Raw genomic sequence first — 15,066 nt, 5'->3', positions numbered from 1 at the left:
CCCCTTGAGGGGGAGATCGTCAGCGTCGCGCGCTTACCGTCAGCTCCGGCTTCTGGCTGATGGTCTGGAACACGACGCAGTAGCGCTCGGTCAGCTTGAGCAGCGCATCGATGCGCTCCTGCGGCTCGTCGGTGTCGAGGCCAAATGTCAGCCGGATGGCGCGGAAGCCAACCGGCGCATCCTTTGCCACCCCAAGCGTGCCGCGAAAGTCCAGGTCGCCTTCGGCTTCCACCGTGGCGGCCCCAAGCTTGAATTCCAGCGCCGTCGCTACCGCCTTCAGCGTGACGCCGGCGCAAGCCACCAGTGCCTCCAGCAGCATGTCGCCGGAGCAGAGTTCGAGCCCGGTGCCGCCGGTCGCCGGATGCAGCCCCGCAATGGCGATCGCCCTGCCTGTCTCGACCTTGCAGGCGATCGATTGGTCGTCGATCGAGCCTTTGGCGCGGAGAGTAATCAGCGCGCGCGAGGCGTTGTCGCGATAGGCCTCCTTCAGCGGCGCCTGCACGGCCTTCAATGCGATCGCATCCATTTTGTCGTCTCCCATAATTGCCCTGGCTTCGCTGCTTTACGGCTATGCCGCCTGCCCCAAACGCAAGTCCGCGCTGGCGTAGCGCTTGGCAGGGTTTCGCCGGTATAGCCTGACGATACGGGGAGCATCCAACGCCATCACACCGTCTCTCGCAACACATTCGTAAGGCCGCCGGACATATGGCCGATATCGCCATCGTGAAAACCCGCGAACGGGTTCTTGCCGGAATCCTGTTCAGCGGGGCTGCCTACCTGCTGTTTTCGATGCAGGACGCCTCAAGCTGACACTATGGTGTCAGGAAGGGGCAGCGTAGGCTGGTGAGATGACGGGATCGCTGGACATGCCATGCACAGTGGAAAGCGCCCGCGAACGTACCCTCGGCATCATCCTGGTCTCGGCATCGGCGGCCGTCTTCGGCCTCACCGGCGTGCTGACCAAATCGATCCATGCCGACCCGCTGACCATTACCTGCTGGCGCGGCTTCGTCGGCTCGATCCTGATCAGCCTGTATGTGCTATGGCGCCACCAGCGCTCCGGCGGTCGCGACAGCTTGCGGCTCGGCTGGCGAGGCTGGCTGCTGGCGATCGAGGGCGCGCTCGCAAGCATCGCCTTTATCTCGGCGTTCAAGTTCACCTTTGTCGCCAATGTCGCGATCATCTATGCCACGGCCCCGTTCGTCACCGCGCTGCTGGCCCTCCTGTTGGTCCGCGAGCCGTTCCGGCTGCAGACGCTTGCCGCCGCCGCTGTGTCATTATGCGGTGTGGCAATCATGGTCTGGTCCGGCTTCGGCACCGGCCATTTGTTCGGCGACGGGCTGGCGCTGCTGATGACGATCGGCAGCGCGCTCTACATGATCATGGTGCGCGCCTTCCGCGACACGCCGGTGGTGTGGGCGGGTGCGGTGTCGGCAATCCTTTTGTTCGTGCTCGGCTGGTTCGTCGCCGATCCGCTGGCTGTCTCGGCCAGGGACGCTGTGCTTCTGGCCACCTTCGGCGCCTCGTTCGCGCTGGCTTCGATCCTGTGGACGGAGGGCACCCGGCTTATTCCGGCGGCCGAGTCCGGATTGCTGGGTTCAGCTGAAGTGCCATTCGCGATCCTGTTTGCCTTCCTGTTCCTGGCGGAGATCCCGCCGGCAGCCAGCATGGTCGGTGGCGCCATCGTGCTTTGCGCGGTGTTCGCTCACGCCGGCCGCGACTGGCTGATGGCCAGGCAGCGCGCAGCGGATGCATGACCAATCCTCGCCGCGTCCGAGCGCGAGTTGGTGGTCCGATCACGAGAAATCCGGTCCTGAAAATTAATTTGAAAAGTCATGGAACCATCATAGGGCTCAGGCATTATGGCTGCGACGGGCCACCCCAAGTCCCCCCAAACCCCTCGGCCCGTCCTACTCAGAAGCCGACCGCAAGGTCGGCTTTTTCTTTGCTGGCTCAATTGGCCAAGGCCAGGTTGCCGCTGAACAACGCTGCCAGATCCTGCGCCGGCCGGTCGGCATCCTCACGCAAGCGGACGGCGAATTCGGCGACCGGCACCGGCGGCAGATCAAGATCGCTCGGCGCCTCGACGATGCCGGAATGAGCGAAGCGCGCCGTCCTCAACGTCAAGGCGATGCCGGCGTGCACCGCCGTACGCAGGCCGGCAAGGCTGGCACTGCCGGCAGCAATGCGGTAGCGACGGCCGGCCGCATCGAGTGCACTGGTCGCCGCTTCGCGAAACCCGCAATGGGGATCGAGCAGCGCCAGGGGCAGTTCGTCGTGGCGGGTGGCCAGCCCGTTCTGTGAGCAAAGCCAGATCATTGGTTCCTTGAGCACACCGACTTCGTCCCGTGTCGGCACCTGCCGCATGGCAATGGCCAGATCAAGGGTGCCGGCCTGCAAAGCCTGCGCCAGTTCGGCGGAACGGCCGACGCGCAGTTCGATCCTGACGCGCGGATGGCTGACAGCAAAAGCCCTGAGAAGCTGCGGCAAGCCGCTGTCGGCGAAATCCTGCGTGGTGCCGATGGCGACGCGCCCGTCGGCGTGCGCGCCTTTGAGGGCCAGCCACGCCTCGCGGTGCGCGGCAAGGATGCGACGCGCGTGAACGATCAGATCCTCGCCTGCCGGCGTCAGGCCGCGCCCTCGCCCCTGCGGCACCAGCAGCGGTTCGCCGACAACATCCTCCAGCCGCTGCATCTGCGCGGTCACTGCGGACGGCGAGCGACCGACGATCGACGCGGCCCGCGCCAGGGAACCGCCATCGACGAAAGCGAGGAAAGTCTTGAGGAGGTCGGGATCGAACAACTGCATAATTCGATATTATCAAAGTGTTTATCAAAAACAATTCGATTTTTTTGATCAAAGGACGATGGCATGATTTTCTCGACGGCGAAGAGGCCGCTTGAAACCGAGGAGAAGAAACATGCCGATCATCAATGTCAGCGTTACCGGCAAGCCCGATGCCGCTTTGTCCGCCGCCATTGCCAAGGAAGTGACCGAACTGACGGCCACGCATCTGCGCAAGGACGCCACGATCACAGCTGTTGCCATTTCCTATCACGACCCCGAGCACTGGTTCGCCGGCGGCAAGTCGCTGGCCGAGCATGGCACCAACACGGCCTGGCTCGACATCAAGGTTGTCGACGGTACCAACACCAAGCGCGAACTGGAGGCGTATCTACAGGCAATTTTCGCGGCATTCGGCCGGCTGCTGGGTAAGGTGCATGAGGAAAGCTACGCCCTCGTGCATGAAGTGCCTGCGGCCGCCTATGGCTTTGGCGGCAAGACGCAGGAATTCCGCTTCATCAGCGGAAGGATGAAAGCGGCGTAGCTGCGATAAGCAGCCGAGCCGAATCAAACATAGGCGAATCAAACCATAGGAGAGAAGGAAAAATGGAGCCGCATTGACGTTGATCCAACTTCGGCTAGGTTCTCACCCGAAGCGGCCGGTGAAGAGCCGCGACGTGAGATCGTTGGGAGATGCGGCGATGATCCTGACACTGGCGCTGCTTGCGGGTCTTGTCGCGGCCTGGCTGCTGATCGGCGTGGTGGAGAAGTTCCGCCTCGGCCTGCGTTTGAGCCAGGCGCTGCTCTACGTGCCGTTCAAGCTCGCCTACCGGATCAGCGACGAGCGCATCAAGATTGCGCGCAGGTCGGTGGCCCCGGTCATCTATGTCATCTGGCATCAGTCACGCATCGAGCCGGCGCTGATGCTGTCGCTGCTGCCGGAAGACACGCTGCACATCCTCGACCAGGCTTCGGCCAGATCGCCGTGGCTGGAGCCGTGGCGCGAGCTCGGCCGCACCATCGCCTTCAACGCCGAGCATGTCTTCGTCAGCCGCAGATTGGTGCGGGTGCTGAAGGGCAAGGGCCGGCTCGCCGTTTACCTGCCGGATGCGGTCGAGCCAGACGTCAAGTCGTTTCGGTTGTTTCGCGCCATCACCCGTATCGCCATGCAGGCCGACGCCCGTATCGTGCCGATCTTCGTTGCCGGCGCACGCAGCCTGCCGGCCTCGCTGACGCCGGCGGACAAGGCGCCGCGCCATTGGTTTCCGCAGCTGTCGATCAGCGCGCTGGAGCCGATGACCATCGCCGAGCTGGTGGCGCGGAACCCAGATCAGGCCTCCAACACCAATGCGCTGTTTGATCGCTTCGCCGAGGCCAGGCTTTTCGGCAGTGATCTCGACCGAGGGCTGTTCCTCGCCATGCGCGATGCGGCCGACCGCGTTGGCGCTTCGCACCCAATAATCGAGGACGTCATTGGCGGTGCCCTGAGCTACCGGAAAGTGTTCATCGGCGCCAGGGTTTTGGGCCGACGGTTCGAGGCAATAACAGCGCCGGGCGAAGCGGTTGGGCTGCTCCTGCCCAACGCCAATGGCGTCGTGCTGTCGTTCGTCGGACTTCTGTCGGCAGCGCGGGTGGCAGCAATGATCAACTATACCGCCGGCCCGGCCAGCGTCACCGCCGCCGTCCGCACGGCAATGATCCGCACCGTGGTCTCCTCACGCGCCTTTGTCGAAAAGGCCAACCTCGCCGACATCGTCGAGGCGGTGGAAAAGGGCGGGGCGAAACTGCTGTGGCTGGAGGATGTCCGCGCAAGCGTGACCGTGCTGGACAAGGCCGCAGCCGGCTTGCTGTGGCGCCGGCCGTTGCAGCGCCAGGATGCGGCCAAGCCGGCGGTGATCCTGTTCACCTCCGGCTCGGAAGGCACGCCCAAGGCCGTGGTGCTGTCGCACCGGAATCTTCTTGCCAATGCGATGCAGGCGGAAGCCCGCATCACCATCTCGCCGGCCGATATCCTGCTCAACGTGCTGCCGGTGTTCCACTCGTTCGGGCTGACCGGCGGCACCATCCTGCCGCTGGTCACCGGAGTAAAGCTGTTCCTCTACCCGTCACCGCTGCACTTCAAACTTATTCCGGAGGTGGCGCGCAAGGTCCGGCCGACGGTGATGTTCGGCACCGACACGTTCCTCGCCAACTATGCCCGCACCGCCAAGGACGGCGATTTTTCCAGCCTGCGCTTCGTCGTGGCCGGTGCCGAGGCGGTAAAGCCGGAAACGCGCCGAGTTTACCGCGAGCGCTTCCAGGCCGAGATCATCGAAGGTTTTGGCTTGACCGAGGCCGCACCAGTGGTTGCCGTCAACACCGCCATCCACGGCCGCGACGGAACGGTCGGGCGGCTGCTGCCGGCCATGCGCATGAAACTCGAACCGGTCGAAGGCATCAGCGACGCCGGCCGGCTGTGGCTCGACGGGCCGAACCTGATGATGGGCTACATGACCGGCGACCGACCGGGCGAGTTGCAGCCGCTCGAAGGCTGGCACGACACCGGCGATATCGTTTCGGTCGATCGCGAAGGCTTCATCACCATTCGCGGCCGCGCCAAGCGCTTCGCCAAGATAGCCGGCGAGATGGTATCGCTTGGCGCGGTCGAGATGCTGGTGCAGTCGCTGTGGCCGGAAGAGCATCACGCCGTGGTGGCAGTGCCGGACAAGCGGCGCGGCGAGCGCCTCGTTCTGGTCACCACGGCCGACAATGCCGATCCCGACGAATTGCGGGAATTCGGCAAAAAAGCCGGGGCGGCCGAACTGATGGTGCCGAACGACATCGTCAAGGTCGAGGAGATCCCGGTACTGGGCTCCGGCAAGACCGACTATGTCTCGACTAGAAAGCTGGCGCTCGAGAGGCTGGGACTGAGCGCAGCCGCCTGAGGCTTGCTGTCGAAAACTCTAAAGCGCGTCGCGTTCGACCGGCCTTGTGCGACGCGCTTTAGATTCTTGTTTTTATGCATGTCGTTATCGCAAAACCGCTGCACACTTTTGCGCGAATGCACTAGAGGACTACCACCGACAACAGCAGAATGACGCCGACGGCCATCATCAGCAGGCCCGGCCAGTTCTGCGACAGGCCGAGAAAACGGAGCCCGCGCCGCCGCGGCTCCAGGGTCGGGCCTGGTGTTGCGAGATTAGGCGTCGGACTGTCCGGCGCGGTGGAGACAGCGGCCGGTTCACTAAGCCGCCCGCGCATGATGGCTGCTACCGCCATATAGACGAGGCCGGCGACAGTCAGTAACGCGCCGATGAGGATGACAGCCATTTCTCCTCGGTTCCGATGGTTCTGCGCCCTATGCCGCAGCTTGCGACGTATCACGAGCAGCCGCTCAAACGGACCTACCAACACAAACGGTCTAGCCGCCCAGCAAGTTCCGAAAACGGGGTTTTTGAGGTGCGTTCCACAGCGCCGCGTGCTCTGCGAGCCTTTTTGGAATCATGCACTCCCAGGCGCAACGCGAACTGGCACCAAATCCGTCAGCCAATATCCGAGGACGGCACCTTCTCGCCTTCGCGCTTGGCGCGTCTCGAATAGGCCCGCACGCTGAACGGCAAGAAGACCAGATAGCCGGCAACCGAGGCCGTCAGCGTATACCAGGGATAGGTCATCAAAAGCAGGACGTAGAGGACGACTGCGAGGATGATCGGCAGCACCCTGTCGCCCGGTATCCTGACGCTCTTGCCGGAATAGACGGGCAGCCTGCTGACCAGCAGGAACGCCACCAATATTGTAAAGCCGGTGGCAATGAAGGCTGCCAGGCGGCTGGGTTCAAGCCCAAGCCTGAGGAAGAACAGATAGAGCGGCAGCATCACCAGCACCGCACCCGCCGGCGCCGGCACGCCGACGAAATATTCGGTCTGCCACTGCGGACGGTCGAGCTCTTCGTCGAGCACGTTGAAACGGGCAAGCCTCATCCCACAGGCGATGGTGAACAGCAGCGCGGCGATCCAGCCCGGCGAACCTGCCCTGTCGAGCAGAAAGGCATAGAGCACCAGCGCCGGTGCCACGCCGAAATTGACGATATCGGCCAGCGAATCCATCTGGGCGCCGAATTTGGAAGTCGCCTTCAGCATTCGCGCCAGACGGCCGTCGATACCATCCAGGAAGGCGGCGAGCAGCACCATCACCACCGCTGGCTCGAAGCGGCCCTCGAAGCCGAAGCGAATACCGGACAGGCCGGCGCAGATGGCAAGCACCGTGACCAGATTGGGCAGCACCATGCGCATCGGGATTTCGCGAATGCGCGGGCCACCGCCGCCATGCGCCTCGAATTTCTTGAACGGCGGCGCCACCGGTCAGGAGACCCGCACGAGCGGCGTTGCAGCAACGCCGCCGAATTCCGCCAGCACCGTCTCACCGCCAACCGCGGTCTGGCCGACGGCGACACGCGGCGTCGCGGTCGAGGGCAGGAACACATCGACGCGCGAGCCAAAGCGGATCAGCCCGAAGCGCTGGCCGGTGCCGATGGCGCCGCCGGGCTCGGCCCAGCAGACGATGCGCCGCGCCACCAGGCCGGCAATCTGTACCGCGGCGACCGTTCCATTGGGGCTTTCGATGACCAGCCCGTTGCGCTCGTTCTCGGTGCTTGCCTTGTCGAGCTCGGCGTTGAGGAATTTTCCTGGCCGATGCTCGATCCTGGAAATGCGGCCACGCACCGGAGAGCGGTTAATGTGGCAGGAAAAGACGTTCATGAATACCGAGATGCGGGTCATTTCGCCGCCGCCGAGGCCAAGCTCGCGCGGCGGCACGGCCGGGCCAACCGCCGAGACGATGCCGTCGGCCGGGCTGACAACCAGCCGGTCGTCGATCGGCGTGACGCGCTCGGGATCGCGGAAGAAATAGGCGCACCAGGCCGTCAGGATGAGACCGATCCAGAACAGGGTCGAGGAGAAATAGCCAAGAAAGAGCGTCGCCGTGCCGAACGCAGCGATAAAGGGATAACCCTCGCGGTGGATCGGAACGAACGCATTCTTGATCGTGTCAACGAGGCTCATGGGATGAGGGCAACCTTGGTTCCAAGTCCGGCCTCAATAGCGGAAACACCCCGCGGTCGCAACGCGACAATGAGAGCGCTCGGGGGTGGCGATCACCGCCGTTTCAGGATGCCGTTAGCAGCATCCGGACTGCCGAAGTGATCAACCGGAAATGTTCATTGCGATTGTCGGAACGCAGCACTCTCGCCCGTCCTTGGCAAGACGGCGCCTCTCATCGGCCTTTCGGCCATGACGATTTGCGCAAACCCGGAGGTTCTCGGCCCATGCAGAAATCAGCAGCTAGGCAAGTGCAAGTGGTGATGAACGGCTTGGCCTTCGGCGAGTCACCGCGCTGGCACGACGGCCGGCTGTGGCTCTGCAACTGGGGCACGGGCCAGATCATCGCCGTTGACGCCCTGGGCAACAGCGAGATCGTGCTCACCGTGCCGGCCACCCTGCCCTATTCCATTGACTGGCTGCCGGACGGGCGCCTGCTTGTCGTGTCCGGCCGCGAAGGGCTGATCCTCAGGCAGGAGGCAGACGGGACATTGGTCACCCATGCCGATCTGAGACAACTATCAAAGAGCCCCTGGAACGAGATGGTGGTCGATGGGCGCGGCAACATATACGTCAATGGCGGTGGGCCTGCTCCGGCCCTCGGCCAGCATTTCGGTCCCGGCACCATCGTGCAAGTTGCACCGGATGGCTCGGTTCAGCAGGTGGCTGAGAACCTCGCGTTCGCCAATGGCATGGCGGTGACGCCCGACAACAAGACGCTGGTCGTTGCCGAGTCCCACGCCAACCGGCTGACCGCCTTCGACATCTCTGCCGATGGTGGCCTTTCCAACCGCAGGATCTGGGCCAATCTCGGCAACGGTTTTCCCGACGGCATCTGCCTCGATGCCGAAGGTGCGGCCTGGTATGCCGACGTTCCGAACCGGCATTGCGTGCGGGTGCGCGAGGGCGGCGCGATGCTCGAAAGCGTCGATGTCGACCGCGGCTGCTTTGCCTGCATGCTCGGCGGCAGCGAGGGAAAAACGCTGTTCATCGTCGCCGCCGAATGGCGCGGCTTCGAACATATGATCAGCGATGCCCGTACCGGCCAAGTGCTCAGCGTCGACGCTACTGCGCCGGGCGCCGGCTGGCCGTAGAGAGCTTACATCCCGGGAATCCGCTGATAGTTGGCAATATCGGCCTTGACGCCAAGTCGCGAAATGGTCTCCTGAGGATTGAAGCCGCTGCGCTCATGCGCAGCCTTGATGATCGGCACGACCTTGTCGACGGCGGCCTGCCCTTCCCATTCGACAATGGTCACGAGGTTGAACTCGCCCGGCCCCGAGAATTGCTCGAGCAGGAAATCCTGGACGAACCCTTGCTGCTGGCGCAGCAATTCATGCGTCATCCGGACCTTGGCAAGAATCTCCTCGCGGGCGTTGGCCGGAACGACAAACTTGTCCACCCGGAATACGCTGCCGCCAGTACCTGCCTGATTTATCCCATTCATATCGATTGTCTCCGTTTTTGAACGACGCATTTTGCTGCGATCCAAAACGGCCTACGATCTCAACTTAAGTTGAGGTCAAGCACGAATTTTCAGCTCACCTCCGAGGTGCGGCGGCGGACGACGACGCCGAACTCGTCGCTTTCGCGGGCAATGCGCAGCCGCTCCTCGGCCTCGCTTGCCTCGCGCTGGCGGTCCCACATCGATGCATAAAGGCCGCGCTTGGCTATCAAGGCGACATGGGTGCCGCGCTCGGCGATCTGGCCATCCTGCAGGACGATGATCTCGTCGGCCGAAATCACTGTGGACAGCCGATGGGCGATGACGAGGGTGGTGCGGCCCTGGCTGACCAGGTCGAGTGCCGCCTGGATCTCCTGCTCGGTGTGGCTGTCCAGTGCCGAGGTCGCCTCGTCGAGCATCAGGATCGGCGGTGCCTTCAAAATGGTGCGGGCAATCGCCACCCGCTGCTTCTCGCCGCCGGACAGTTTTAATCCGCGCTCGCCGACCATTGAGCGATAGCCGTCGGGCAGCCGCTCGATGAACGGTCCGATCTGGGCCAATTCTGCCGCCTTGCGCACATCCTCCTCGCTGGCGCCGACGCGGCCGTAGCGGATGTTGTAGGCGATGGTGTCGTTAAACAGCACCGTGTCCTGCGGCACCATGCCGATGGCAGCGCGCAAGCTCTCCTGCGTCACGTCGCGAATGTCCTGGCCGTCGATCAGAATCTTGCCGCGCTGGATGTCGTAGAAGCGAAACAAAAGCCGCGAAATGGTCGACTTGCCGGCTCCGGAGGGGCCGACGATGGCCACCGTCTTGCCAGCTGGCACCTCGAAGCTGATGCCCTTCAGGATCTTGCGGTTGGGGTCGTAGGAAAAATGTACGTCGCGGAACTCGACCCTGCCTGCATCGACGACCAGCGGCTTGGCGCCCGGCCGATCGACGATCTCACGCTTGACGTCGAGCAGATCGAACATGTTTTCGATGTCGGTCAGGCCCTGGCGAATTTCGCGGTAGATCATGCCGATGAAATTCAGCGGCACCGAAAGCTGCATGAGCATGGCGTTGACGAAGACGAAATCGCCGACGCTCTGTGTGCCCGCCTTCACCTCGAGCGCCGACATCACCATGACGACGGTCATGCCGATACCGAAGATCACACCTTGGCCGAAGTTCAGCCAGCCAAGCGAGGTCCAGGTCCTGGTCGCCGCCAACTCGTAGCGCGCCGTGGACCGGTCGAACCGCTCGGCCTCCATGGTTTCGTTATTGAAATATTTGACTGTTTCGTAGTTGAGCAGCGAGTCGATCGCCTTCGTGCTGGCTTCATTGTCGCTTTCGTTCATCTCACGGCGGATCGAAATACGCCAATCGCTCGCCCTGACGGTGAACCAGACATAGAGCCAGACCGTGACCGCGATCACCAAGACGTATAGCCAGCCATAGGTGACGGCGAAGATGCCGGCGGTGAGCGCGAATTCGACGATTGTCGGCGCCGTCGCCAGCATGGTGAAGCGGACGATCGTCTCGATGCCCTTGGTGCCGCGCTCAATGACGCGCGACAGTCCGCCGGTGCGCCGTTCGAGGTGGAAGCGCAGCGACAGTTCGTGCATGTGCACGAAGGTGCGGAAGGCGAGCCGGCGCACCGCATGCTGGCCGACCCGTGCAAACAGGGCATCGCGTAACTGGTTGAAGCCGAGCTGCACCAGCCGCACCGCATTGTAGGCGACGACCAGCATGACCGGCGCCAGCAGCAGGGCCGGCAGCGGCGGCGGCGATTTGCTATCGCCGGCCAGTGCGTCGGTCGCCCATTTGAAGAAATAGGGTCCGGCCACCAGGGTCAGCTTGGCGACAACCAGCAGTACGGTGGCCCATACCACTCGGGCCCTCAGGTCGGCGCGGTCGGCCGGCCACATATAGGGCCAGAGATTGCGCAACGTTCTGAAGGTCGAGCCGGAATCTGCGGAAACGGTTTTCTCGGCCATTCTTGTTTACCTTATGATTTTAGCGGCCGGAGCAGCAGGAATCGACCAGCGCGGCCAGCGATGCCGAAACATCGCCGAGCGCGGCGCGGTCGAGCTCATAGCGGGAGCGCTGGCGGTCAGGCTCGAAGCGGATCAGCCCGGCCTCGACCAGGATCTTCAAATGCTGGGAAACGGTGGACTGCGCCAGGTCGAGATGCTCGACGACCTCGCGACAGCAGCAGGAACGGCTTGCGGAAAGGTGTTTGAGAATTTCGATCCGCGCTGGATGCGAAAGGGCCGCGAGCCGGACAGCGACAGCGCGGCTATCCGGCATGCAGTTGGCCGGCGGGCAGTTGGCCGGCGCGCGTTCATCTGCCGCGCGGCTTCGGTCCGTTACGAGGGGGGATTCGGTCATCGTCCATCGGCGATAAACGATGACTGGCCCTGCCGCAAGCTATCCTGATGGGCAGAACGGCTATTCGGCCTTGACTGGCGCCGTCGTCATCTGGTCGCCCATTGCCTTGAGATCGGCGGGCTCGCCTTCCTTCGATTTCTCCGGCACCTTGAACACCTGCCCCGGCCAGATTCGGTTCGGATTGCTGATCTGGTCCTGGTTGGCGAGATAGATGGTCGAGTAGCGCATGCCCTGGCCATAGACCCGCCGCGAAATCCGCCACAGCGTGTCATGGCGGCGGATGATGACTGCGCCATCGGCATGTTCGAGCTTTGGCGCCACGGTCTCGGGCGTTTCGCCCGGAGGCGTTGCGACAGCCATTTCGGCCGGGGCCTCGGTTGTAGGAGCGGGGGCAGTTGCGGGCGTTTCGGCGGCCGTTGCCGGTGCGCCTTCGGTCGCCGGAGCATTCGGCTCGGCTGGTTTTATCCCGGCAGGCTTCTGCTCGGCCGGCGCCACGGCCGCAACCGCCTCACCAGGCTCGCGCTCGAACGGCACAGCCGCACGGGCAACCACCGTCACGCCGTCGGCGTCGAGCGCATCGACGTGGATGGTGTAGGTGCCGACCGGGATGTCGCGTGTCGCTTCGACCAGGAAGTGGCGGTCGGGCGAGGTCTTCGCGTCACCGAGCAGGATATCGTTGGCATACGCACGCACCTTGCGGCCGGGATCGGCGACGCCGGCAACGAAAATCTTGTTGCCGTCGATTTCGACAGCTTCGACGACGATCTTCCGCTCCGCCGCGGAAGTAGCGGGCGCTGCCGGTGTGGCGGGCGCTGCCGGAGCCGGCGCGGCTTCAACAGCGGCCGGCGCGGCAGGAGCAGACGCTGCTGGAACGTCAGCCGCCGGGGCGGCTGGCGCCGGCGCTGCGGCAGCCGGCAATTCGGTGCCCGTGGCGGGTGGCTGAACGGCCGCCTGTTCGCCGACAGGCGGCGAGGCGTCAGATTTCGCCTGAGGGGCCGGAACAGTGAGCAGTTCGGACGGCTTGCCCGGCTCCTCGACCATTGCCAGCACCTGGCCGGTGGAATTCTGGGGGATCGAAACGACCGCGGTCTGCGCCGAGGCGGTCACGACATTGCCAGCCGTCGAGCGCAGCGTGATCGTGTAGTCGCCGGGCTTCAGCGGATCGTCGAGAATAATGGCAAAGGCGCCGTCGGGACCGGCGACCGTCGAGCCGAGCACAGCCGAACCGTTGAGAATCTCGACCTTGGCGTTGGGCGCCGCATTGCCGGCGACGACGATCGAGCCGTTGCTTTCGACGCGCACGATGTCGAAGGTCGGCACGATTGCACCTGCTGTGGCCGGCGCGGCGGGCGCTGCCGCATCGGTGGACGCGGCAGACGCAGGCGGCAGCCGGTCCTCGGTCGCCGGAGCGGCCGGTTTCGAAGCCGGCGGCGTCAGCGCCGCGACCTCCGCAGGCCGGGTAGAATTGAGATACGGGTCGAGTGCGCCCGATACATAGGCGGTTCCCGCTGCTGCGACAGAGCCGCCAGCCGCGAACAAAAACGCCTTCAATGGATTAATTGCCATGTTTCCCTGCCCCTTAGCCACCTAATTTCGGTCTAGCCTGTTTTGCCAAAGCCGACAAGAAAAAGCCCGCCCCGGGGCTTGACCATGCCTATAGTCCCTATCACCAATCATAACATGAACACGATTCGATCTGTCTGCGTCTATTGCGGCTCGTCCTCGGGCCGAGATGAGACCTATATCAAGGCCGGACACCTGCTTGGCCGCTCGATCGCCAAGTCCGGCCTGCGTCTGATTTATGGCGGCGGCACTAAAGGGATCATGGGTGCCGTCGCTGAAGGGGCATTGAAGGCCGGTGGCAAGGTAACCGGCATAATTCCACGCTTTCTGATCAACCGGGAGGCGACCGAAACCGCGCTTAACCGGCTCGACGAGCTCGTCATCACCGACAACATGCACGAGCGCAAGCACAGGATGTTTGAGAAATCCGACGCCTTTGTGGCGTTGCCCGGCGGCATCGGCACGGTCGAGGAGATCGTCGAGATCATGACTTGGGCGCAGCTCGGCCATCACCGCAAGCCGATCGTCTTCGGCAACGTCGGAGGGTTCTGGGATCCGATGCTGGCGTTGCTCGACCACATGGCAACGGAGGGCTTCATCCACACGGCGCAACGGGTCAAGCCGCTGGTGGTCGAGGATCCGGAAGCAATCGTCGCCGCTATCATGGTGGCGGGATCCTCCGTCGATGCACCGACGGAGGGTGTGCAGTCGGTGATTGATAAGATGTAGAGTGAATGGTGAATGGTGAATGGTGAATGGTGAATGGTGAATGGTGAATGGTGAAGTAGAAGACTTTCCAAACCGGCGCCTGTCCATTCACTATTCACTATTCACTCCTTGCCTACTGCCTTCCTCAAGTCTCCGATGACCGCACGCTTGTCCTGACGCCGCCAGGCGAGATGGATCGAGACGGTGCGTTCAAACCACGGCAGATCGCGAAACACGGTCTGAGGCGGCGCGGCACTCCGCAGGCTGGCCTGCACCGTCGCCAGCCCAAGCCCGGCGCTGACCAGGCCCAACGACGTCAACGGATCGGTCGTCTCATAGGCAATGTCGGGCAGGAAGCCCGCCTTCGCGCAGGCGGCGAGAAATTGGCTGCGGTTGGTGTCGTCAGGCTGGCGCACCACCGTGATCCAGGTGCGTGCGTCCAGTTGCTGCGGCAGTATCTCCGCGATTTCTGCCAATGGATCGCCTTCCGGGATCGCCAGAACCAGCGGCTCGCGCATAATGAGCATGGCGGCGATGTCGGGATCGTCGGCAGGAGGAGGCGTGTAGACGAGGCCCAGATCGAGCGATCGTTCGCGCAGCGCTTCGATCTGGGCGGCGGAACGCTGACCCTTAAGTTGAAGATGAAATTCGGGCCGGTCGCGGCGAAACTGGCGCAGCATCCGAGCGACAAGCCCGGCATGGACCGCACCTTCCACATAACCGATGGCGAGACGGCCGACCGTACCGCTGGCGAGATTGCGGCCGAGCTCCTCCAGCCGTCTTGCATGGGCCAGCAGCGCACGCGCCTCGGCAAGAAAAGCGCGGCCCTCGGCATTGAGATGAACACGCTGCCTCGCCCTCTCGAACAGTGCGACGCCCAGCTGCTCCTCCAGCTGAATGATCTGACGGCTGAGCGGCGACTGCGAGATGTGCAGCAATTCGGCGGCACGCCCGACGTTGCCGGTTTCGGCCACCGTGATGAAATAGCGAAGCTGGCGCAGGTCGAACATTGTTGCTTCGATGCTCAAGTCCCGTGAGGTCTCAAATTTAGCCTAATCAGTCTTGGACTGTCTGGCCAGCAGAAGCGAATATTTCCGCCATTCCAACGGCCAACATCAG

15 protein-coding genes are annotated in these 15,066 nt (G+C 63.4%); 5 read left to right on the top strand and 10 right to left on the bottom strand.

The window, feature by feature from the left end; all coding sequences use genetic code 11:
- Positions 1 to 19: 19 nt before the first annotated feature.
- On the bottom strand, positions 20 to 526 hold the full coding sequence (locus NKH67_RS25835) for an OsmC family protein (protein ID WP_352501843.1): 507 nt from the start codon (positions 524 to 526) through the stop codon (positions 20 to 22).
- 322 nt (positions 527 to 848) lie between these two features.
- On the opposite strand from NKH67_RS25835, the gene NKH67_RS25830 reads away from it, so the two are divergent.
- On the top strand, positions 849 to 1,757 hold the full coding sequence (locus NKH67_RS25830; RefSeq protein WP_502893804.1) for a DMT family transporter: 909 nt from the start codon (positions 849 to 851) through the stop codon (positions 1,755 to 1,757).
- Between the two features lie 196 nt (positions 1,758 to 1,953).
- Here the strand turns inward: NKH67_RS25830 and NKH67_RS25825 are convergent, their stop codons facing one another.
- Positions 1,954 to 2,808, bottom strand: a complete 855-nt coding sequence (locus NKH67_RS25825) for a LysR substrate-binding domain-containing protein (protein ID WP_352501842.1) — start codon at positions 2,806 to 2,808, stop codon at positions 1,954 to 1,956.
- A 112-nt stretch (positions 2,809 to 2,920) separates the two neighbouring features.
- Between NKH67_RS25825 and NKH67_RS25820 the strand changes: the two genes are divergently transcribed.
- Both NKH67_RS25820 and NKH67_RS25815 read left to right on the top strand, forming a co-directional pair.
- Positions 2,921 to 3,328 carry a tautomerase family protein gene (locus NKH67_RS25820; RefSeq protein ID WP_352501841.1) on the top strand — a complete coding sequence of 136 codons (408 nt, stop codon included), beginning with the start codon at positions 2,921 to 2,923 and terminating at the stop codon, positions 3,326 to 3,328.
- A 157-nt stretch (positions 3,329 to 3,485) separates the two neighbouring features.
- Positions 3,486 to 5,708 carry an AMP-binding protein gene (locus tag NKH67_RS25815; protein WP_352501840.1) on the top strand — a complete coding sequence of 741 codons (2,223 nt, stop codon included), beginning with the start codon at positions 3,486 to 3,488 and terminating at the stop codon, positions 5,706 to 5,708.
- 121 nt (positions 5,709 to 5,829) lie between these two features.
- Here the strand turns inward: NKH67_RS25815 and NKH67_RS25810 are convergent, their stop codons facing one another.
- From NKH67_RS25810 to NKH67_RS25800, 3 genes are all read right to left on the bottom strand, one after another.
- Positions 5,830 to 6,093 carry a hypothetical protein gene (locus NKH67_RS25810; protein ID WP_352479217.1) on the bottom strand — a complete coding sequence of 88 codons (264 nt, stop codon included), beginning with the start codon at positions 6,091 to 6,093 and terminating at the stop codon, positions 5,830 to 5,832.
- Between the two features lie 212 nt (positions 6,094 to 6,305).
- On the bottom strand, positions 6,306 to 7,121 hold the full coding sequence (locus tag NKH67_RS25805) for a CDP-alcohol phosphatidyltransferase family protein (protein WP_023677728.1): 816 nt from the start codon (positions 7,119 to 7,121) through the stop codon (positions 6,306 to 6,308).
- 3 nt (positions 7,122 to 7,124) lie between these two features.
- Positions 7,125 to 7,823, bottom strand: coding sequence for a phosphatidylserine decarboxylase (locus tag NKH67_RS25800; RefSeq protein WP_352501839.1), 699 nt, complete (start codon positions 7,821 to 7,823; stop codon positions 7,125 to 7,127).
- A 263-nt stretch (positions 7,824 to 8,086) separates the two neighbouring features.
- On the opposite strand from NKH67_RS25800, the gene NKH67_RS25795 reads away from it, so the two are divergent.
- Complete coding sequence (locus NKH67_RS25795; RefSeq protein ID WP_352501838.1) at positions 8,087 to 8,953, top strand: SMP-30/gluconolactonase/LRE family protein; 867 nt, start codon at positions 8,087 to 8,089, stop codon at positions 8,951 to 8,953.
- Between the two features lie 5 nt (positions 8,954 to 8,958).
- Here NKH67_RS25795 and NKH67_RS25790 read toward each other — a convergent pair whose 3' ends face one another.
- The 4 genes from NKH67_RS25790 to NKH67_RS25775 all read right to left on the bottom strand — a co-directional run bounded on the left by NKH67_RS25790 (position 8,959) and on the right by NKH67_RS25775 (position 13,242).
- A complete protein-coding gene (locus NKH67_RS25790) occupies positions 8,959 to 9,306 on the bottom strand; it encodes an antibiotic biosynthesis monooxygenase (RefSeq protein WP_352471114.1) in 348 nt (115 codons plus the stop codon).
- Positions 9,307 to 9,395: 89 nt separating this feature from the next.
- The gene (locus tag NKH67_RS25785) at positions 9,396 to 11,282 is read right to left on the bottom strand and encodes an ABCB family ABC transporter ATP-binding protein/permease (protein WP_352501837.1); all 1,887 of its coding nucleotides are present in this window, start codon (positions 11,280 to 11,282) and stop codon (positions 9,396 to 9,398) included.
- A gap of 19 nt (positions 11,283 to 11,301) precedes the next feature.
- On the bottom strand, positions 11,302 to 11,676 hold the full coding sequence (locus NKH67_RS25780) for an ArsR/SmtB family transcription factor (RefSeq protein WP_352501836.1): 375 nt from the start codon (positions 11,674 to 11,676) through the stop codon (positions 11,302 to 11,304).
- A 60-nt stretch (positions 11,677 to 11,736) separates the two neighbouring features.
- On the bottom strand, positions 11,737 to 13,242 hold the full coding sequence (locus NKH67_RS25775) for a LysM peptidoglycan-binding domain-containing protein (protein WP_352501835.1): 1,506 nt from the start codon (positions 13,240 to 13,242) through the stop codon (positions 11,737 to 11,739).
- A gap of 114 nt (positions 13,243 to 13,356) precedes the next feature.
- On the opposite strand from NKH67_RS25775, the gene NKH67_RS25770 reads away from it, so the two are divergent.
- Positions 13,357 to 13,968: an LOG family protein gene (locus NKH67_RS25770; RefSeq protein ID WP_352501912.1), complete on the top strand. Its 612-nt coding sequence runs from the start codon at positions 13,357 to 13,359 to the stop codon at positions 13,966 to 13,968.
- Positions 13,969 to 14,069: 101 nt separating this feature from the next.
- Here NKH67_RS25770 and NKH67_RS25765 read toward each other — a convergent pair whose 3' ends face one another.
- Positions 14,070 to 14,975 carry a LysR substrate-binding domain-containing protein gene (locus tag NKH67_RS25765; protein ID WP_353032014.1) on the bottom strand — a complete coding sequence of 302 codons (906 nt, stop codon included), beginning with the start codon at positions 14,973 to 14,975 and terminating at the stop codon, positions 14,070 to 14,072.
- Positions 14,976 to 15,066: the final 91 nt, after the last annotated feature.

This window comes from Mesorhizobium sp. M0968 (assembly GCF_040319065.1).
Lineage (GTDB): Bacteria > Pseudomonadota > Alphaproteobacteria > Rhizobiales > Rhizobiaceae > Mesorhizobium.
The sequence above is the reverse complement of the archived record's forward strand: the minus strand, read 5'-3'. Positions and strand labels throughout refer to the sequence as shown.